Consider the following 18,740-nt stretch of genomic DNA (forward strand, 5'->3'; position numbering starts at 1 on the left):
GTCGAGGTCACCAACACCGGCACCCGCGCCGGCACCGAGGTGGTGCAGCTCTACACCCGGCAGCGTCGCTCCCGGGTCAAGCAGCCGCTGCGGCTCCGGACGAGTCGCCCGGTGTGGCCCGGTGGTGCGAGCCGTTGCCGCAGCTCAGCGTTCTCGGCCGGGGCGCGGACGCCGCCGATCCCCGGCCGCGAGTGCCGCCGGCACCGGAGCGGCCGACCGGAACCTCCGCCACGAGCGGTGTGACGCTCATCGCGTCACCCTCCGTCCGAAGAGGAGCCCCCCCGAGGCCGGCCGGATCGCCCGGCCGGCCCCGCCCCCGTTGGCGATCGGTTGTCGTGGTCGCACGTGTCCGCCCGGCACTCGTCCTCGTGGCCGTCGGGCCGTCGCGGGCCAGCAGCGAGACAACCAGGGTTCGGGCCGCGCCGACAGGTGACGAAGTGGGGAGCTTTCTCTCCCCGACGCGCCGCCCGCGGTCGCGGTCGGCCGCCGCCGCGTGGCCGCCGGCCAGAAGCAGGAACGCCCCCGGCCCGACGAAGCGTCGAGCCGGGGGCGTCCTGGAAGGGGCTATGCCACGAAGCGGGTACGACGCCGGCGGGCGATCAGGTAGCCCGTTCCGCCGAGGAGCAGGAGCGTGCCGCCGACGCCGGCCACGGTCGCGGTGTCCGCACCGGTCACGGGCAGCCCACCGCCCTCGCCGCCCTCGCCGCCGGCGGTCGGCACGACGCTCGGGGCGGCGCTGGGCGTGGCGGTCGGCGTCGGCGCCGCGGTGGGCGTCGGCGTCGCGGTCGGCTGACCGGTCGGCGGCGGGGTGAGGAGCTTGACGCCGGCGAACCCGATCGGACCGCCCAGTCCACCGAGCGGCCCGGGCGGAGCCGCCAGCGTCAGCGGGCTCTCGGTGCCCCGGACCGCCTTCGTGCCCTGCCCGGCCCACTGGTCGGCCAGGACCTGAAGGCCGCCGTGCGCCTCGACGTACTCCTTGCTGATCCAGCGGTAGACGATCGAGGAGATGTTCTCGGGACGGGCGTCCGGCTTGGTGGAGATGCCGGCTCCGGTCACCGCCAGGCTGGCCCCGGCGGCAAGCTCCCCGTCGAACTCGCACCACGCCGACTCCTGGTTGCTGTCCACGGCGTACCAGCAGTTCTCGTACTTCTTCGTGAAGTCCAGGTCGTTGAGGACCCGTACGTGGACGACGAGGCCGTCGACCGGCGCCTCCCCGACGTTGGTCACCCCGAGCACGGCGGGCACATCTTCGCCCTGACCGACCACATAGGTGCGGTTCTTGCCCGTCTCCGGGTCCTTCTCCGTGCCGGCGGCGAGCTTCGCCGGGTCGGCTTCCTGCTGCGTCGGCGCGGCCGCGGCGGGCGCGGCGGCGAGGCCGACCGCGAGGATCGCGGCGCTCAGAGCAGAGCCGGCGTAACGGCGGAACGTCATGAAAACCCCCGTGCGTCAATCAGGACAACCGCGACACCATACAGGTTTTCGGCAGTTGTTTCCGCCCCCGATCAACCCCGGCGACCGGGTCAGGCCGGACCAGAGCGAGCTGGCGCGAGATCACCGCCAGGCCCGCCCTGCTCGGGCGGGCCTGGCGGTTCCGGAACTGCTATGAGCCGATTCGTTGCCAGCTCTGGTTGGTGGCGGAGGGACGGTACGACCACACCTGCTTGCCGCTTGTGGTCGTGACGGTCACCTGCACGGTGCTCCCGCTGGCTTCCGCCTTCTCGATACGGGTGACTCCGTTGGTGCCCGACCGGAGAACCTCCCAGCCGAGCGGGTAGTCCCCATCCTGCTGGAAGGACTGCAGGGTCTGCGACACCTCGCCGCTGGGGGACCGCAACGTGAGGATGGCGAACGTGGCTTCGCCGTCGCTGGCGTTGACGAAGGACACGGCACCGATCGTGATCGTGTAGCGGGTCGTGCCCTTGCCGTCGCCGTTGTCCAGGTCGGCTTCGCCGGCCCCGTTCACCATCGGCACGCAGTAGATCCGACCGGACCCGTCGGCATTCCCGCGGCCCATGAGGAGGCCGGTGTTGCGGAAGTCGACCTGGTGGAAGTCCTTCGACGGCTTGTGGAAGGCGGTCGGACCGTTCACCTGACGGAAGGCGCCATTGCGGAACGCGTAGCCCCGCACCTGCCGGTCGCAGGACGGCCACCCATTGGTCTGGTACGGGCCGAAGACGGCGAGCCGGACCACGCCGTTATCGACCGTGATGGCCTCGCGGGAGAACGTCGCGGCCACGTTGGGGGTGTCCGCCGAGTTGATCACGTAGCCCAACGGTGCCAGTGCGCCGTCCGAGGCGACCTTCAGCGCCAGCAACTGGGTGACGTTCAGCGACTCGTCGTTCTGGCAACGGATGGTGGTGAGTACCTCGTCGCCTGGCACGCCATCGAGGTCGGCCATCACCGGAGTCAACTCCCCGATGACCAGATTCACGCCATCCGCGGGCATCGTCGTACCGTTGGCAAAGGTCCTCGTCCCCTTCGCCTTGCACTGGTCCTCCACGCCCGGGAACGCCGGGAGGTTGAGGGTGGCGTTGCGCGGATCGGCCGCTGTCGGAGCGGACGACGCCGGTGTCGACGACGAGGAAGCCGACGACGGGGCGAGCGACGGAGTCGGACTAGCCGGTTCGACGGGGCCGGCGGACCCGATCACGTTGGGTGGCGAGTTGTTGCCCCGTGGATTGGCGGCGTAGGCCGCGATCGGCAGGACGATCAGCAACGCACCGGCCACGCTGAATGCCGCGAGGCGCACTCTCCGCCGGACCGCAACCTTGTGGCGGACTGCGGGGGCGCCCGGCGCCGGCACGTAGGAGGAGCGCTCCACCGCATCGAATTCGGCGACTGCGTCGTTGATCAGGTTGTCGAAGTTGTCAGACATGAGACTTTCCTTTCCGGTCATCCCTGGAGGTGCTCAGCGAGGGCGGTTCTTCCGCGGCTGAGCCAACTTTTCACGGTGCCCTCGGGCACCTCTTCCTGCAGCGCGATTTCCGCTACGGATAACTGGCCCAGGTAGTGCAGGACGACGGCCTTGCGAAGCTTCGGCGATATCTTGGACAGGGCCGCGACCAGCGCCACGCGATCTGGCGACGGGCCGTCGTGATGCTCTGCCCGCTGGCGGCGCAGGAACATCGCGGACGTCTTCTGTCGCCGGAGCCTGCTGGTGGCGAGATTCCATGCGACCCGGCGCACCCAGGCATAGGGGTCTTCGTATTTCCTGATCCTGGCCCATCTGCTATAGGCCCGGCAGAATGCCTCCTGGACCAGGTCCTGCGCCTCTGCCCGGTCACCCAGGTACGCGTAGAGCTGCGACCTGAGGACGTCGAACTTAGCCGCATAGAATTCGTCGAAATCTCGCTGCTCGTCTGTTGTCGAGGCTCGAGGTGCGGCCGCGGCTGCGGTCATCGCTGCGGTCACGTTTCCTTCCTCCCGTGGTGCCACCCTCGTGGGCGGGCAGCACGAACACGTGAGGGCGCTCCCGTCGGTTGCGTAGATCTTTTCCCGTGTCGGGAGCGCTCGGGCGGCACGGTGGGCATCTACTGACCACGGCGACGCTGATGCGGCCCATATCTACTCCCGTCACCCGACGCCAGCTGCGGGGGTGCGCGGACGGGTGCCCTTCGACGAGACCCCGAGGGGCAGGTCGTCGGCTTCGGGAATCCGCCGAGCGTGCTCCAACAGGGCCGGTAGCCGGAGCCTCCTCACGCTGCGGTGCTCGCGCGGTGCAGGGTGGGCATGCCGTCCGTGGCCAGGCTTCCAGGCGCGCGACCGCTCGCTGGAGACTTGCCTCAATGCAGCGTCGTCAAGCGTCGGCCGCTGATCCAGGAATTTACGAGGCAGTACCACGGCGCTGGTCCACCGCCTGGTCCTTCACGCGGCCGGTGCCCAGGTCCGCGATTGTCCGCTCCTGCTCGCCGGTTTGGATGCTCGCGTGGCTGCTCAGCGGGATCTGACTCCCGCCTAGACACGGAGTAGGGCGTGCTCATGCCCCACCCAGGCGCTGCTGTGTCCCCGGGGCTGGGCATTGACGTCATGGACGCCGGGTAGGAACGCTCATGTGCATCGAGGGGATGGTGATCGAACGACCAGGAGCCGGCGGTCTGCGCTGATCACGGTCGGGGCCAACTGGCTTATTCTGACGTTCGTCTTGATCCAGGCGTTCCGGGAAGATCAGTTGCCGGTGCGGCTACTGATGTTGGCCGGCGCGGCCGCTGTGGCCCTTCTTACCGGCGTTGTCGTCTGGACGCGGCTCCTACGAAGTCCGCAGCAACGTCAACGGCGAGATTAGCTCTCGGATACGCGACGGACCTGGACGACTCGCTTACAAACTGTGTGCGTCGCGTCCGCACGCGTCCGGCGACGGCTGCACACTCAGAGATTCGTCCGTGGCAGCGCTCGTCAGCGTCCCGGCGTCCGGCGGCGTTGCTGTCGACAGCCGTTCCGCCGGCGGCCCAGGCCGACCCCCGTCGGGGGGAGCGGGAGCGGTCTCAAGCGGTCGGCCACTGCCGCGAGTGGACGGCTGGCGGTGCAGCTGATGCGTCACGGCGCGCTGAAGGCCCTGCGACATAAGGGATTACGTAATGTGCCCTATTCACTCGACGCTCATCAAGTGACGGGCATCGACGCCCTCCCGGTCGAGCGGCATGCCGGCCGGTCCCTGCGGCAGACAGGATCCGATGTCTTCCACCTCTCATCCCCGTCGTCCTTTTACCCAAGCGCTCAGCCTGGGCTTACTGGTGTCCCTGGTGACCACGGTGCTGCCCGCGTCGCCGGCCGGCGCAGCGCCCAGCCGGGCTGACCTGGTGGTTACCGCCACCGCCATCGCCCCCCGTGACCAGGTCATCGACGCCGGCGGTGGAGCCACCGTCGAGGTCGAGGTCAGCAACACTGGCAAGAATCGGGTCGCGGACGTCACCCTCACATACGGCCTCCCAGCGGGCGCCTACTTCACCGACGGCAACTGGCCGCCAGCGGGCTGGCAGTGTGACTTCGGCACCGGCACGTGTACCTACGGGACGCTGGCCGCGGGGGCCAGCGCACCGAAGCTCCGGTACGACTTCTCCTTCCCGCCCGCACCGGCAGGCACGACCGCAGCGGTGACCGCGACCGCCACGACGACCACCAGCGAACTCTCCACAGCCAACAACGTGGGCGAGGCCACGATCACCTACGTCCGGGGGGTGACAGACCTGGAGGTCACCGCCGTTCAAGCCAATCCTGCTCAGCCGATCGTCGGCGACACGGTTGACCTCTCCGTGCAGGTGGGCAACGCCGGCAACCTTGCCGCGCGCGACGTCCACGTGACCGTGCCGCTGCCGGACGGCTTCGCCCGTGGCGGGGAGCCGTACAGCTATCCCTGGACCTGCACGTTCGGCACCGATCCCGTCTCCGGCCAGCCGGCCTGGGACTGCGTAACCAACTACATCGCGGCCGGGTACACCCCCGATCCGATGCACTTGACCGCCACAGTCGCCAGCGCCGCGCCCGGTGACATCGCGACCCTGACCGCCACGGCGACGACCACGTCGCTGGAGGACGACCTCGCCGACAACACCGCCCAAGCCACCATCGCGATCGTGGAGCCGGCGACGGTGCGCGGCACCGTCTGGCTAGACGCTGACCGGGACGGGGTTTGGGACGCCGAGGAGTCGGGTGTGACGAACAGCGGCCTGAAGATCTCCGTGTACTCCGACTCAACCGGCCACAACCGCGTATCGGCGTCGGTCGCTGCGGACGGCACGTTCACCGCGCAGATCCGACCCGGTGGTGTCGTGGCGGAGTTCTACATTTCGAAGCCGTACTGCTTCACACCCACCGCCGACGCCCCCCTTGCCGGTTACGACAACAGCTCCCTCTACTCCAGCCGGGCCTGGACCAATCCAGTCACCGTGACCGCCGGCGGCGAGGCTGTCGTCAACGCGGCCGTGGTGATCTGCTGACCACCGACTGACCGACTCGATCCGGGGCGGGGCGCTCTCGCCCCGGATCGGTTCAGCCCCGCGATCCGCGACGTTCGTAACGGCCGACCATGTCGCTGAGCCGGGTGGCCTGCTCGGCCGTGATCGTGCCTTCCTGCTCGGCACCCACTAGCGAGTCGACGACGGCCTCGTGTTCGGCGCCGTTGTCGATACGCCCGCGGGCCAGCACGTCGGCGAGCACGTTGCGGCGGGTGAAGGGCAGGCCTTCGGCGGCGATGAGCTCCCAAAATTGATCGACGTGCGGCCCCGTAGCCTCATTCCAGTAGGTAAGGAACGCTGACTCCAGGTACCGCAGGCCGGCGACTGTCTGCGGCGGCCGCTTCATCAGCTCCTTCAGCTCTTCACCGAAATCCACCATGTCGCGATCCTGCAGCTGGCCGGCGAGCACCCGGGCTCCGATATCGATCGCACGGGTGAGCTGCCCTGACCGCTCCACGTACTTGGCGCTGGGTCCCGCCATCTCGTCTCCCGTCACGTCCCGGCAGATCGTCGTCGCCTGTCCCACCCTATTCGTGATTCATGCCGGTCTGTAGGCCAGCGCCGCACCTGACCAGCCGCCACCGAAGCCCGCGCCAGAGTCAGCCTGCTGGACAGCCTTTTAGCCGGACGTGTCACCCATGCCGAGTCTGACCTTGGTTGCGTCCACGGAAGTGGTGTACGACTTGCCCGTGATGGGCGTGTTGCGTAGATGAGAGACGGCCATCGCGTCGATCCTTCAAGACGACCAAGTCAGAGAAGGAGGAGAGGACGCGATGGCCGCTTCAGAGAGTGTGAACCCTGTTGAGAGGCTGTGCGAGCAGATCGCGGGCGCGTCGCCTGATGTGTTGCAGGCGATGATCAAGACGTTCGCGCAGGCGGTGATGTCCGTTGAGGCGGACGCGTTCTGCGGCGCCGCCTATGGGCAGCGCAGCGAGGATCGGGTCAACTCCCGCAATGGTTACCGGCATCGGGAGTGGGACACTCGGGCCGGGACGATCGACCTGGCGATCCCGAAGCTGCGCCAGGGCTCCTACTTCCCCGACTGGCTGCTGACCCATCGCCGGCGGGCGGAGCAGGCTCTGGTGTCGGTGGTGGCCACGTCGTATCTACTCGGGGTGTCGACGCGGCGGGTGGAGAAGCTGGTGGAGCAGCTCGGGATCCGGCAGCTGTCGAAGTCGCAGGTGTCGGAGATGGCCGCCCACCTGGACGCGCAGGTGCAGGCGTTCCGCAACCGGCCCCTCGACTCGGGCCACTACACGTTCGTGTGGATGGACGCGTTGACGATGAAGGTCCGCGAGCACGGCCGGACGGTCAACGTCCACGCCCTGATCGCCGTCGGGGTCAACGCTGACGGCCAACGCGAAGTGTTGGGCCTCGACGTCGCTTCCGACGAAGACGGCGCCGGCTGGCTGGCGTTCCTGCGGTCGCTGACCGCCCGCGGATTGACCGGTGTCCGTCTGGTCATCTCCGATGCCCACGCCGGTCTCGTCGCCGCGATCGGCGCCGCGCTGCCCGGGGCGTCGTGGCAGCGGTGCAGAACCCATTACCTGCGCAACCTGTTGACGAAGGTGCCCAAGTCGGCGCAGCCGTGGATCGCCACCCTGGTCCGCACGATCTTCGACCAGCCCGACGCCGATGCCGTCCACGCCCAGTTCCAGCGAGTCGTCGCTACCATCGAGGCGAAGTTCCCCGCCGCGGCCGAACACCTCGACGTCGCCCGCGACGACCTGCTCGCCTTCACCAGCTTCCCGCGCGAGATCTGGCGCCAGATCTGGTCGAACAACCCGCAGGAACGCCTGAACAAGGAGATCCGCCGCCGCACCGACGTCGTCGGGATCTTCCCCAACCGGGCCGCGGTCATCCGCCTCGTCGGCGCTGTCCTCGCCGAACAAACCGACGAGTGGACTGAAGGACGCCGCTACATGGGCCTGGAACTACTGGCTAAAGCCCGCCTGATCACCGTTCAGCAAGACCAACACGACACCGACCAGCCCAACCCGGCCACGATCGCCGCATAACATCAGACCGGATCCCGCGATGGCCGTCTCTTACACCACCAGCGCGGACGTGACCCTGACCTTTCACGCAGGTCGAGCCGCGCTTACAGGTCGGCGGCCCCATAAGAGCCGCTGACCTGCCGAAGAGTGGGCCGCCAGGGACTCGAACCCTGAACCTATGGATTGCCGGCGAGCCAGCCGGATCGAGTGTTGTGCGAGGTCATTCGGGCTGCTGAAGCGCTTCTCGGCCGGGTTCGGTTGGCACGGTTGCTGTACATCGCTGCTGTACTGCTGGCATCGGCCGAGCGGCTTCCCTGGTCCAGCCGAGAAAGCGGCGGTGCAGAACGCCGGCCGGCGTCCACGGCATGTCCTCGGTGGCCTGGACGAGGTAGGAGCCGAGGTAGAGGGCCAGCGACACCGGAGCATCGGCGTACTCCGCCCGTAGCTCCCGCTTGCGGGTGGGGCAGGGCCAGGGCAGGTCGCAGCCTCCGCAGCTCCAGATCGGCATGACCGGGCCGTGGGTGGTCACCGCACACCCTCCAGGAATCGAGCGGTGATCGTCCGAGCCTGCCGGCTGGTCGCCCATTCCACCTGCCAGCACGGGTACGGCGTCAGCCGCGACCACCAGGCGCGACAGCCGGCGCACATGCCGTCGAGCCCTCGGACGTGCACCGCGAGGATGGCCCGCTCCTGTCCGTCGTTCACTGCTCCCCCTCGGTCGGCCAGTGCCCACGATTGATCGGAATCCGGTGCTGGGTGCGACACGGCAGCTCGGCTCCGCACCGGCAGACCCGCCGCCACCGTCGCCAGCACCAGACCGGTCGATGCCGGCGCGCGAGAGTCATCGCTGCGGCGAGCAGGTACTCCTCGTACGAAACACGCCGCACCTGATCCCCCCTTGGGCGCCGTCGACGGCGCGGCGGCCGGGCCTTGGCTGGTCATCCGACCGCCGCACCTGCCAAGCCACCGTACATACGTAGGACTGTAGATACAATAACCTGTAGAACTGTTGCACACGTAGCGTCACATTCGTGATCGACCCCAGCGCGGATCGCGCAGTGTTTCGGCAGCTCGCCGACCTACTGCGTAACCGGATCACGTCCGGCGACCTCGCGCCCGGCGCGTCGCTGCCGAGCGAGCTGCGACTGGCTCAGGAGTATGGATTGAGCCGGACAAGCGTCCGGCAGGCCATCTCACTACTCCGGTCGGAAGGGCTCGTGACCGTCCAACCGCCGCGTGGCACGTTCGTCCGCAGCATGGAGCCGTCCGAGACGGTGACCCTACGCAAGGGCGATACCGCCTCGGCCCGGATGCCTACCCCGGCCGAACGCAAGGAGCTGGACATCGGCGAAGGCGTCCCGGTCCTGGTGGTCTTCCGCGCCGACGGATCCTGTGAGGTGTACCCCGCCGACCGCGTACGCGTAGGCCGCTGATCTGCGCATTACGAGTCGGTCCCCCGATGCTGGTCCACCTCCTGGTCCTCGTGCCCAACGTGGTGTCCTGGTCCGTGATCGTCCGCTGATGCTCGCTGGTTTGGCTGCTCAGTTGGCTGCCCGACGAGATCCAGCTCATGCTCGGACGCTGGCTATGCACCGGCTATGTTGCGAGGGTGGATCAACGGAGTACGGACGAACTGATTGCCCGCTACGTCGTACCGTTCTACCTCGACATGATGGGGACCAACGCCCTCAGGTACGGGCTTCCCCGGATTCCGGCCTTGGCAGACCTTGGCCGAGGCGCATCCCCAGCCGATGTGATCGCACTCCTGCAAGACAGTTGGCGTCCACGCGTCATGGGTGCCTGGTACGCCATAAGGGTTGCCGGTCCCGACGTATGCGCGGTAGTCCTCCAGGCCCTAGCCACATCGCGGGGTTCCCTCGATGCGCCGTCGCTCGCGACCGCAGCCGTCGTCCTGGACGGCCCAGGGGCCGCTGAAGCCCTACAGCAGTACTTCGACGAAGATCAGACCCACGGTTGGGGGGCAGGTGGAGTGATCGCCGCCGCAGCGGACTACCTTCGTCGTCACCACCAGGTCGCCACGCCGCTTCCACTTCCGACCGACGCAGACCGAGACACCTTCAACGCTCTCATCGACATCGCGCGGCGGCTGCAAGCGGCCTGACCGGCCAGTCCTCGACTTCTCGTTTACAAGCTCTGTGCGTCGCGTCCGCAGGCGTCCGGCAACGGCCACACGCTCGGAGCTTCGTCCGTGCCAGCGCGCGTAGACGTGCCGCCGTCCGGCGGCGTTGCTGTCAGCGTTGCTGTCGGCAGCTGTTCCGGCGGCCCGGCCCGAACCTGGCTGTGGGAGCCGGGTCCGGCGCAACGAACGGCTGCATTGGATGTCGATCGTCGTCAACGAGGGCACGCCATGGCCTGTCCGCGACATCTGCTCTCAGCTACGGCGCTCGGTGCGCTAGCGCTGCCTTTCACAATCGGCAGCGCCAGCCACTGTTGCCCGGCGTCGCCGCTGTTAACCGCTATCCGGCTCCATTATGTGGAACGGGGAGGCACTGATGCCGCGCTGCTCACCGGCACTCCGTTACGCCAGCAGGCAGCAGGTGCCGCAGCCGAACCTCACCCAGGTCAGCTTCTACAGGGACCGAGCCATACGGTTCCAGCAAGACCAGCATTGCGTCATGCAGTTCGACGGTTGCTTTTAGCACCAGGCGTGCATCCCGAAACGCGCCCTTCCCCCGATGAGACAGGTTTGATCGGACTGCGTAGTAATAGCCGGCGCCGCCGTTGCCATCCGGCCCCAACTCGAATGTGTCGGTGGGATACCTGCTGTCGACGACCTTGCCGGGCTTGGCGCCCACGGTCTTGAGGGCGGCACGAAACGCAGGGTCATCGCCCAGTCTGTCAATTCGGCCCATGGGCTTTAGCGCTGCCCCGTAGCGGAGTGCTGTGTATCGTTCGACGACGCTCCACAGCAGTAGGTAGGACGCTTGGAGCCGGAAGAACCGGTGCCAGAACTCGGGGCTGTCCGGTTGCGCCTCCATGCCATCCGGCGCCGCCTCTAGCACGAGCCGCCGAACCTCGGCAAGTCCCTCACTAAGCACTGGATCATGCCCGGCCGACCACTGCTGTATTGGATCTCCAGAGACCCCGTCCTGCAGGCTCTTGCCGGCGAGAACGTTGGCAGTGACGCTCCGGCCATCTTCAGTCACGGCCTCGGTTGTGTCCCAGCTGTACTGGGCACGTGGCTCAAAGTCAGCCACGATCTGCCAGGCCTCATCGGCCTTGTCGGCGGAAAAGAAGAGGAGAAAGCCGTGGACGCGCCCGGCAGCCGAGGAAGCGAACAACGGCAGTCCATCACGCAGCTTGATCACACCGGCCACGGTCGCCTCAACGTGCCGGTCGACATGCGGCTCGAGCAGACCGAAGGCCAGCTCGCCGGGCTTTAGCGAGCCGTAGACGAACAGCGGAAGGATTCGATCCTGGGGCGGCCTGAGTGGTGACACCCAGCGATTGTGCCACCGAATGATCTACGTGGCGTTCCGGCGGGCGCGACAGAGCTACGACCCCCGCCGGGGGGATGCGGTCTCAAGCTGTCGGCTGTTGCCAGCTGGTGCCAACGCACATCGACGAGCAGGTGTCGGGTCTTGTCGGTTGACGTTCGGGTGCGGCCCGCATCAAGGCTCGCGCTGCCTTCTTGCTGCCTCGCTGCCTGACGCCTCGCATGCAACTTCTGGGCGCTTCGTCCGGCGGGATCCGTCCGACCCGCCATCTCGGGCGACCGTCCGCGCGCGGCGGCCGGCGGCTCGAACTCCAGCTGCGCCTGCATGGCGGCTACAACCTGCGGCCGTTGAACGTGCCGGCTAACATGACTGCCGTGAGTTTCTGGCAACCAGCTCTTAGGTCCGAACCCCGCCCACCCAGGCGGGGCCAGCCCTGGGAGTCGAGTTGCTTGAAGTTGGTTCGTCGATCGCTGGTGGTGCCGCACCGTGGGCCCTTGCCGCCCTCGTCGTCGCTCCATGTGCCCGCCTGCTGTTGATCTGGGTCATCTCACTGTGGTCCTTGAGAGCGGACGAGTTCGGGCGGGAGTACGCTCTCCGTCTCCTCAAGCTCCTCCTGGGCGGCCGGACGGCACCCGCCGGTCGGAGCCGGCGACAGCGTGACACCGCGTAGTGCCACGTCCGGTGATCCCGCCTGTGCAGGAGTCATCGGTTCACCAACTACCGGCAAGAGGAGTCTGGACGGCCTGGTGGTCGGGCCAGTCACGCCCTGCTACCTGGACAGACATCGTCACCAGTGGTCGTCGTTGTTCGCCAGCTATCGGCCTACGACGGCCTGGTGACGGCCTGGCCGCGTCTCACTCGGCGTCCTGCGCGTTGGTCGAGCGGAGCATGGGCAACTGCTGCGCTTGTCGCTCAGGCGGCAAGAAAGATCGCCTCCACGCCTTTCAATCAGTACGCACGTTCGACAGAATCGTCCCAACCGGCCCGGGGAGTGTGGTGATGGCAGACAAGAGTTCTATCGAGTGGACCGAAGCCACGTGGAACCCGACAACTGGTTGCGACCGCATCTCGCGCGGCTGCGATCACTGTTACGCGTTGACCCTGGCGAAGCGGCTGAAGGCCATGGGGTCCGCCAAGTATCAGACGGACGGCGACCCGCGGACGTCGGGACCGGGCTTCGGAGTCGCAGTACACCCCGGGGAGCTGACGCTGCCTCTTCGGTGGCGAGAGCCCCGTGTCGTCTTTGTCAACTCGATGAGCGACCTGTTCCACGCGAAGGTTCCCCTCGACTTCGTCGAGCAGGTCTTTGAGGTTATGGCGGCAACCCCGCAGCACACCTACCAGGTACTCACAAAGCGAGCCGCGAGGCTTGCGAAGCTCGCTCCCCGACTGACCTGGCCGGGCAACGTCTGGATGGGTGTTTCTGTCGAGGACGATGAACAGACGGAGCGTATCGATCACCTCCGCCGGGTGCCCGCTGCCGTTCGGTTTGTCTCGGCCGAGCCGCTACTCGGCCCGCTGGACGACCTGAACCTAGAGGGCACTGACTGGCTGATTGCCGGTGGTGAGTCTGGTCCTGGCTGCCGGCCGGTCGATCCCGCTTGGGTGCGATCCCTGCGCGACCAGTGCATCGCCAGCGGTACTGCTTTCTTCTTCAAGCAGTGGGGCGGCAGAACGCCAAAGGCCGGCGGTCGGGAGCTGGACGGTCGAACATGGGACGAGATGCCGGCTGCCCGGGAACTTACCTCGATCGGGTAGAGGTCACCCAACGGAGAAGGGGTTACAGCCCCTGTGGGCGCCTCAGCTGCTCCTTCCAGAAGTCGCCCTTACCGGTGTTGGCCACAGACGTTCCGCTCAGTAGCTTCACGGCGGCCCGGACGTGAGGCGTGCTTGCCTGACCTAGCGTCGTGCCGTAGACCTCCGGCACGTGGTCTGCAGGGCAGAAAGGGCCCAGCTCATCTAGCAGCCGTTCGAGGTTCCCCGCAATGATCCTCGTCCACTCGGGGCCGTGACTGCTGCTGTGGCTTTCAGGGGTTGGCAATTCATCGTCGCCGAACAGCGAGCCCTGCCCGTACCTCTCCCCCTTGCGGAGCAGGTCCGTCTGCCACGCCACCGACCACTCCACGCCCGCCTTACCCAGCGAGTCCGCGAAGTGCCAGGCTCCCTCGTTGCTGGCCGTGAACAGCGCCAGCACGTACTTAGGCAGCAGATCGGGCCTGGGCCGTACTGGCATCTTGACCGCTCGATATCTCGTTCCGGTTGTCAGAAGCTTCTCGTACGTGTCGCACACCTCTAAGGCGATCTCGGTAGCCCGCTGCTCATCGCCTTCGTCTCGGACGCCGGCAAAGTGTTCTTGCCACCAGTCGCCGCCGAGGAAGCGGTCCAGCCGGTCGGCTGTCTTCTGATCTGCCGGCGAAAGCTTTCCGCGTTTCAAACGAGCCGCGTGTACGGCACGACCCATCCGAGCGACGCTCAACACGCTGAAGTGCAGCAGGACCTCAGTAGGCGGCCACGACGGCCGACCGAGCAGGGCGGCCTTGAGAACTTCGAAGTCTAACGCAGGGCCGAACGGGTCGAGAAAGGCGAACAGCGACGCGCCCTGGGCCCGCTTTAGGACTTCGGGAAGGTGCTCGTCAACCGAGCCGGGCCGGACGATCCGCTCAGCGTCGCCACCCTTCTCGTCGAGTACGCGCTTCAGGTTGGCGAAGTTGTCCGGGTTCTGCTCGACGAAGAACCCGAGCACGTTGCGGTAGCCCTTCACGAACTCAGCACACCGCGACAGCAGCAGCGGCGAACCTGGCTGCCCATCGTCGTACTCGCCTCTACCAGCGTATCCGTCAAGAAACAGAACCCGGTTGCCGTCGATGCTCTTGCCCGTCTTCGATGCGAATACGACCGGGTACCGGCTCAATATGCCGTGCTTGAAGACGGCAGCCGCCTTCTTTGACGCGAAGAAGTCAGTCCCGGCCATGAGCCCTCCCCGACGGCTACCTCAAGTAGCGCCACGCTAGCGGAAGGTGGCGCTAGGCGGAAGATGCAACCGCCGAGCGCGGTTTCGGCTGTTTCCTCCAGGAAAGCCCGGTTATACCAGAATCACCCTGGACGGTGGCAGGTGAAGGCGCAAGTCCGAAGTGGGATGTAGCGTCGAGGCCTTGAGCCAGAAAGGGGCAGGAATGCTGTACTTGATCAGGTCGGACCGCAGTATGGCCTGGATTGATCTGCCTGCGAAGGTGAGTGAGACGGCGGTAGTGCATGGGGCCGATCTCAGCCAACTCGATTGGCAGCCCTCGGAGAATCCTGCAGACGACCTGATTGTTGCGCTTGCGCTGCGTTACGGAGTGAAGTGCTCGGTCGGCCTTGTTCTCGACGCTGCGCTCGTCGTGTTGCGACGACACCCGCTTGAGATCAAGGAAGCACATGAGCGGGCAGCCGCGAGCCACGCTGCACTTGAAGAACAGAACGCGCTGATGGACCACGTATTTCCGGGCTGGTCTGACAACAAGCGTGAACTCGATGCTCGTGTGGACGAGAGCGCTCGCCGAGCGATTGAGGATGCCGAGCAGAAGCTAGAGCGGGCCTTAAGCGCGAAGGGGCACGCCACCGAGCTCGTCACTCATTGGACCAGACTGGGAGGCGTTACGCCTGGCAGGTGAGTGTCGAGTCGGGTACCGGATCGCTGGGCGCACTTGCCTCCCAAAGGCCTCACCTACCGATGCCATTCGGTTGCTCCTATGGATGCCAAGCCCCGCCGGCAGCCGTCCCGCCGGCGGGGCTTGACCATGGTCCTCGCCTAGAGTTGCGCTATGGAGCGTTGAGAGCCGACCCGTTGTCGCTCCGGTGCGTGCCCGCGTTGACCGCTGTATCGGGCACGGATCGGGCACGAGGGCTGGGGGCCACCATAGGCCCCTTTCAAGAGGGTGTTGCCGGTGCTGCCCCCTGACCAGCTCGGAACCGGTCCAACGCGGCGGCCTTTTCGTGATACCCAAGCCGGGTGAGTTTCGAGAGCAGGGACCACATCTCACGCTCGTCATGGAGAGTGGCAGGAAGTTCGAGACCCATGGTTTCCGCCAACGGCTTTCGCCCGAGGTTGACTAGAGCACGAATGGCCATGGCCCACTCATCGGTGCTAGATACCGCAAGGCGATACCAGACCACGGAGAAGGCGGTGAGCGCAGCCGCCAGCACTGAGAGGGAAAGCGAAAAACTGCTCTTGGTCGCCTGAATAGCGACCGCAGTCGCAGCAAGGACTAAATGTCCATAAAGTAGACAGACAAAGAAGTCTACGCCAAGCCGAGCCGTAGTTACCCCTTGCCGAATCTGCTCTGGGGCCACTGCCATCAATTCATGCCAGAACACCTGGCTATCGAGTCCGTACCGGTCTGAACCATATTCTTCCATTCTGCGAATGGCGTTACCCAGTCGAGTTGGGAGAGCCTGTTCGTCACGCGACGGAAACCGCCGGAGCCGCTCTCGCAATAGGGCACGCTGAGGTGCGATCAAAGACAGATCGCGGGCGATAATCTGCGCGGACTTCTTGTCCTCTCTGAGTTCGCGCAATCGCCCTTCCTCGCTTGATGTTAGCTGACCTGCGCTTTCTTTCTGTGCTAGACGTAGCCAGTCCAAGCGGTCTCTTAGTGACTTCAACCGGCGCTGCTGGCGCTTACGGCCCCAAGCGAATGCCCAGGAAGGCCAGCCGAGGTAGCCTTCAAGAACGCGATAAAGAGGCGTTTGCAAGGCGCTGAAGAGAATTCCGAGCACGACAGCAGCGGCGAGGAGGACTAGCGACTGCTGCGAAAGTGCCGCCTCTGCTAGCCGATCAACTGGCTCGAATGCTCGCATATCGGGAAGCAAAAACAGCCCGAACAATGCAATGTTGACTGCGGCGGGCAAAATCCACCCAGCAACTAGCGACCATCCCCCGCCTAGTACCCCTTTAGCAATTTCAGTCATTAGGCGCGCCGTGTGGTTTTGTCACCACTCGTCCTCGTCGTTCTCAGGACCTGGTGGACGCCCCCAAGTCGCGGGGCTGTCTGACATGGGGCTCGGCCCTCCCCAGTCTCTCGACCCATGACTTGTGCTTCCCTCACTTACGATTCCCTCAGCCTGCAACACAGCCAACGTGGCCGCATCTACGTCAACCGATTCCCCCGCTGAATGGGTGACACCGTCGCTGTCCGTCCAATCCGCTTCCAAGCGCACGTACACCATCGGATCTCCCCATCGCAGACCGTGCTAGCCCCTGGGATTAGCTGAGCTCGTCACCGACGATTGAACACGATCAGCGCCATCCCGTCTGCCGCCGACCCGCCCGTCTGGGGAGCGGGCCGCCGCCCGGTCCGCCACGTCAAGCGGACCTTGACGACTCGTACGGACGCTGGCGGGCCGGGTGGTGGTCTGCTCGGCTCGCCCGGGTCGTCGGCTGGCGGGATGGCCGTGCCCAACCACCCCACGGACCGCAACGCGCGAACGGAGCCCCGGCCATCCTGGAGTCGTTGCGCCCCCGCCGGAGGCGCAGTGATCTCGACCGGCCCGCCGCCGCGACTCGCCGCGTGGACACGGCGTGCCCTTCCCTGCGCCGCGTCGCTCGGGCGCGGCGAGGCCGGCTGCCGGCCCGCGAACCTCCACCACTCTGGGCGCTACCGTCTGCGGCGGCCCCGGGCTCTCCGCTCTCCGCGCCAGCCGCCGGGCGTGTTGCGTGGCCGGCGTGGAGCGACAGCGGAGCGTCGGACGCGCGCCCAGGCGGCGGCGCGTGCGGCCCGCTCAGGGCCGCCTTGATAGACGTAAGGAAAGTTCTCCCACACGGCCGGCAGCCGGCTGCCCCGGTCGGCGGCCGCTGGCGCCACCAGGGCTTGGCTGGCCCGCTGCTACTCGGCCTCAGCCAGGTAGCCGACATGCGGTGACCCGGCCGCTGAGCGGACGTTGTAGCCGCAGCGGCGCAACGCCTGCATGATCTTTTCAGCGCCGGCGGGGTTCGCTGAGTGGACGTAAACGACGCCGATGTCGAACGGGCGCTCCTCGAACGCGGCCCGCTCCAACACCTCGACGACCGGCCAGATCGTGTCGTCCTCGCCCAGGTCGTGATCCAGCCACAACTCGTCCAATCGCTGTCCGCGGTGGCGCTCCAGCGCCTGGATACCGGCCCTGCTGGTGCGCGCAACTTGTGCCACCCGGCCATCAACGAACGAGCGCAGGTCGTCAACCAGCACTATTCCCGGCAGCTTCTCGGTCACCACGGCACCATCCTTGGGCCAGCACGCCGCCATCGCCACCGCTATTGGGCCCGCACTTAGCGCCGAACTACGGCGGGTTGACGTGTCGGTACCCGGTGCTACTCTGACGCTCGTCGAGCACGCTAGCGCGGCCTTCCTGCCGGATCGCTGGACTCGACGTCGGAGATGCTGAGCGGCCTTCCTGCCGCTGATGCGGGCCACGTCCCGCCGCCTCTCGATCGCACCGGCCGCTGTGCCGGTCTCCCGAATCCGCTGAGCGGCCCAGCACGGCCTTCCCTACCGTCCACGATGGCCCCCAGATTCGCACCGCTCCACGGGTGGGGCAGCCTGCGGCAACCCGCCGGATGCCCATATCCCAGGCTCCCCACCCGTGCCGGCCCCAATTGCCAAGTCCACGAGCGTGAAAGGACATGACCCATCGGCGGTAAGTGGCACGACCATATTCCGCCCTCCGGCGTCAGCCGCCCTCTCGGCGGTGCCAGGAGACACGACGAACACCACCAGCGGTCACACGTCCACGGCTGGTGGTGCTTCGTCTCCCGTCCTGCCACCCCAAGAGGAGACAATCATGTCCACTACCCCGCTCACCATCTACCGCCCCGGTCTCGCCGTCGGCCGTGACGCCCAGGTCCTGCGCCGCGCCGCCTCGCCCGAGTTCTCCGGCTGGCTGGAGCACACCCGCCCCGCCGGCGGCTGTGCTCGCCCGATCCGCCTTACCGGCACCATCGCCGCCGTCGAGCGAGACACCGGCCGCATCACCGGCCAGCTGCACACCGACGAGCTGCCCGACCGCACGCTCTACAAGGCGTGCGGCAACCGCCGCGAATCGGTGTGCGCGGACTGCGCCTGGGTCTACCGGGGCGACGCCTACCAAGTCGTCTGTCGCGGTCTGACCGGCGGCAAGGGCGTCCCCGCCTCGGTCGGCCGGCACCCGGTCGTCTTCGCCACCTTCACCGCCCCGTCCTTCGGCCCGGTCCACCACCGGCACGTCGCGCGCCACACCTGCCGCAGCCGGCAGCGCTGCGACTGCCGGCCCGCGCCCTGCCGCGCCCGCAGCAACGCCGGCACCTGCCCGCACAGGCGGCCCGTGGCGTGCTTCGCCCG

18 protein-coding genes are annotated in these 18,740 nt (G+C 67.0%); 8 read left to right on the forward strand and 10 right to left on the reverse strand.

The features are described from left to right. Nucleotides 1-243 (forward strand): hypothetical protein (locus ACWEVO_RS08840; protein WP_452306988.1); only part of this gene is annotated, 243 nt, incomplete at its 5' end. Between the two features lie 321 nt (nt 244-564). On the opposite strand, the gene ACWEVO_RS08845 is transcribed toward ACWEVO_RS08840, so the two are convergent. The 3 genes from ACWEVO_RS08845 to ACWEVO_RS08855 all read right to left on the reverse strand — a co-directional run bounded on the left by ACWEVO_RS08845 (nt 565) and on the right by ACWEVO_RS08855 (nt 3,399). Then, nucleotides 565-1,431, reverse strand: coding sequence for an LPXTG cell wall anchor domain-containing protein (locus ACWEVO_RS08845; protein ID WP_452306989.1), 867 nt, complete (start codon nt 1,429-1,431; stop codon nt 565-567). Nucleotides 1,432-1,600: 169 nt separating this feature from the next. Continuing rightward, on the reverse strand, nt 1,601-2,875 hold the full coding sequence (locus ACWEVO_RS08850) for a hypothetical protein (RefSeq protein ID WP_452306990.1): 1,275 nt from the start codon (nt 2,873-2,875) through the stop codon (nt 1,601-1,603). A gap of 17 nt (nt 2,876-2,892) precedes the next feature. Further along, a complete protein-coding gene (locus tag ACWEVO_RS08855; RefSeq protein ID WP_452307005.1) occupies nt 2,893-3,399 on the reverse strand; it encodes an RNA polymerase sigma factor in 507 nt (168 codons plus the stop codon). A 1,331-nt stretch (nt 3,400-4,730) separates the two neighbouring features. On the opposite strand from ACWEVO_RS08855, the gene ACWEVO_RS08860 reads away from it, so the two are divergent. Then, nucleotides 4,731-5,933, forward strand: coding sequence for a hypothetical protein (locus ACWEVO_RS08860; protein WP_452306991.1), 1,203 nt, complete (start codon nt 4,731-4,733; stop codon nt 5,931-5,933). Nucleotides 5,934-5,985: 52 nt separating this feature from the next. Here ACWEVO_RS08860 and ACWEVO_RS08865 read toward each other — a convergent pair whose 3' ends face one another. Then, nucleotides 5,986-6,477: a hypothetical protein gene (locus ACWEVO_RS08865; RefSeq protein ID WP_452306992.1), complete on the reverse strand. Its 492-nt coding sequence runs from the start codon at nt 6,475-6,477 to the stop codon at nt 5,986-5,988. A gap of 247 nt (nt 6,478-6,724) precedes the next feature. On the opposite strand from ACWEVO_RS08865, the gene ACWEVO_RS08870 reads away from it, so the two are divergent. After that, complete coding sequence (locus ACWEVO_RS08870) at nt 6,725-7,969, forward strand: IS256 family transposase (protein ID WP_452306993.1); 1,245 nt, start codon at nt 6,725-6,727, stop codon at nt 7,967-7,969. Between the two features lie 199 nt (nt 7,970-8,168). On the opposite strand, the gene ACWEVO_RS08875 is transcribed toward ACWEVO_RS08870, so the two are convergent. Beyond that, nucleotides 8,169-8,477 carry a hypothetical protein gene (locus ACWEVO_RS08875; protein WP_452306994.1) on the reverse strand — a complete coding sequence of 103 codons (309 nt, stop codon included), beginning with the start codon at nt 8,475-8,477 and terminating at the stop codon, nt 8,169-8,171. Continuing rightward, nucleotides 8,474-8,890, reverse strand: a complete 417-nt coding sequence (locus tag ACWEVO_RS08880) for a hypothetical protein (protein WP_452306995.1) — start codon at nt 8,888-8,890, stop codon at nt 8,474-8,476. The genes ACWEVO_RS08875 and ACWEVO_RS08880 overlap by 4 nt, the downstream gene beginning before the upstream one ends. 89 nt (nt 8,891-8,979) lie before the next feature. On the opposite strand from ACWEVO_RS08880, the gene ACWEVO_RS08885 reads away from it, so the two are divergent. Then, nucleotides 8,980-9,381 (forward strand): GntR family transcriptional regulator, encoded by a 402-nt coding sequence (locus ACWEVO_RS08885; RefSeq protein WP_452306996.1) that lies wholly within the window; start codon nt 8,980-8,982, stop codon nt 9,379-9,381. 176 nt (nt 9,382-9,557) lie between these two features. Further along, entirely contained in the window at nt 9,558-10,070 is a 513-nt protein-coding gene (locus ACWEVO_RS08890) for a DUF6000 family protein (protein ID WP_452306997.1), read from the forward strand. 403 nt (nt 10,071-10,473) lie between these two features. Here ACWEVO_RS08890 and ACWEVO_RS08895 read toward each other — a convergent pair whose 3' ends face one another. Continuing rightward, complete coding sequence (locus ACWEVO_RS08895; RefSeq protein WP_452306998.1) at nt 10,474-11,409, reverse strand: gamma-glutamylcyclotransferase family protein; 936 nt, start codon at nt 11,407-11,409, stop codon at nt 10,474-10,476. Nucleotides 11,410-12,405: 996 nt separating this feature from the next. Here ACWEVO_RS08895 and ACWEVO_RS08900 point away from each other — a divergent pair. Then, nucleotides 12,406-13,164 (forward strand): DUF5131 family protein, encoded by a 759-nt coding sequence (locus tag ACWEVO_RS08900; RefSeq protein ID WP_452306999.1) that lies wholly within the window; start codon nt 12,406-12,408, stop codon nt 13,162-13,164. 22 nt (nt 13,165-13,186) lie between these two features. On the opposite strand, the gene tcmP is transcribed toward ACWEVO_RS08900, so the two are convergent. Then, on the reverse strand, nt 13,187-14,377 hold the full coding sequence (gene tcmP, locus ACWEVO_RS08905; protein WP_452307000.1) for a three-Cys-motif partner protein TcmP: 1,191 nt from the start codon (nt 14,375-14,377) through the stop codon (nt 13,187-13,189). A gap of 202 nt (nt 14,378-14,579) precedes the next feature. Here tcmP and ACWEVO_RS08910 point away from each other — a divergent pair, with 202 nt between their 5' ends. Next, a complete protein-coding gene (locus tag ACWEVO_RS08910; protein WP_452307001.1) occupies nt 14,580-15,059 on the forward strand; it encodes a hypothetical protein in 480 nt (159 codons plus the stop codon). 256 nt (nt 15,060-15,315) lie between these two features. On the opposite strand, the gene ACWEVO_RS08915 is transcribed toward ACWEVO_RS08910, so the two are convergent. Both ACWEVO_RS08915 and ACWEVO_RS08920 read right to left on the reverse strand, forming a co-directional pair. Then, nucleotides 15,316-16,356, reverse strand: coding sequence for a hypothetical protein (locus tag ACWEVO_RS08915; RefSeq protein ID WP_452307002.1), 1,041 nt, complete (start codon nt 16,354-16,356; stop codon nt 15,316-15,318). Between the two features lie 914 nt (nt 16,357-17,270). Further along, nucleotides 17,271-17,636, reverse strand: a complete 366-nt coding sequence (locus ACWEVO_RS08920) for a cyclic-phosphate processing receiver domain-containing protein (RefSeq protein WP_452307003.1) — start codon at nt 17,634-17,636, stop codon at nt 17,271-17,273. Between the two features lie 568 nt (nt 17,637-18,204). Between ACWEVO_RS08920 and ACWEVO_RS08925 the strand changes: the two genes are divergently transcribed. Then, nucleotides 18,205-18,740: replication initiator (locus ACWEVO_RS08925; protein ID WP_452307004.1), on the forward strand; the 536-nt coding region annotated here is incomplete at its 3' end.

The organism is Micromonospora sp. NPDC003776, from assembly GCF_053605645.1.

Excerpts from the sequence above, each read along its gene's own strand:
- ACWEVO_RS08880 (WP_452306995.1), bottom strand. The coding sequence starts at position 8,890 with ATGACCAGCCAAGGCCCGGCCGCCGCGCCGTCGACGGCGCCCAAGGGG.
- ACWEVO_RS08915 (WP_452307002.1), bottom strand. The coding sequence starts at position 16,356 with ATGACTGAAATTGCTAAAGGGGTACTAGGCGGGGGATGGTCGCTAGTT.
- ACWEVO_RS08870 (WP_452306993.1), top strand. The coding sequence starts at position 6,725 with ATGGCCGCTTCAGAGAGTGTGAACCCTGTTGAGAGGCTGTGCGAGCAG.
- ACWEVO_RS08850 (WP_452306990.1), bottom strand. The coding sequence starts at position 2,875 with ATGTCTGACAACTTCGACAACCTGATCAACGACGCAGTCGCCGAATTC.
- tcmP (WP_452307000.1), bottom strand. The coding sequence starts at position 14,377 with ATGGCCGGGACTGACTTCTTCGCGTCAAAGAAGGCGGCTGCCGTCTTC.
- ACWEVO_RS08900 (WP_452306999.1), top strand. The coding sequence starts at position 12,406 with ATGGCAGACAAGAGTTCTATCGAGTGGACCGAAGCCACGTGGAACCCG.
- ACWEVO_RS08855 (WP_452307005.1), bottom strand. The coding sequence starts at position 3,399 with ATGACCGCAGCCGCGGCCGCACCTCGAGCCTCGACAACAGACGAGCAG.
- ACWEVO_RS08845 (WP_452306989.1), bottom strand. The coding sequence starts at position 1,431 with ATGACGTTCCGCCGTTACGCCGGCTCTGCTCTGAGCGCCGCGATCCTC.
- ACWEVO_RS08910 (WP_452307001.1), top strand. The coding sequence starts at position 14,580 with ATGCTGTACTTGATCAGGTCGGACCGCAGTATGGCCTGGATTGATCTG.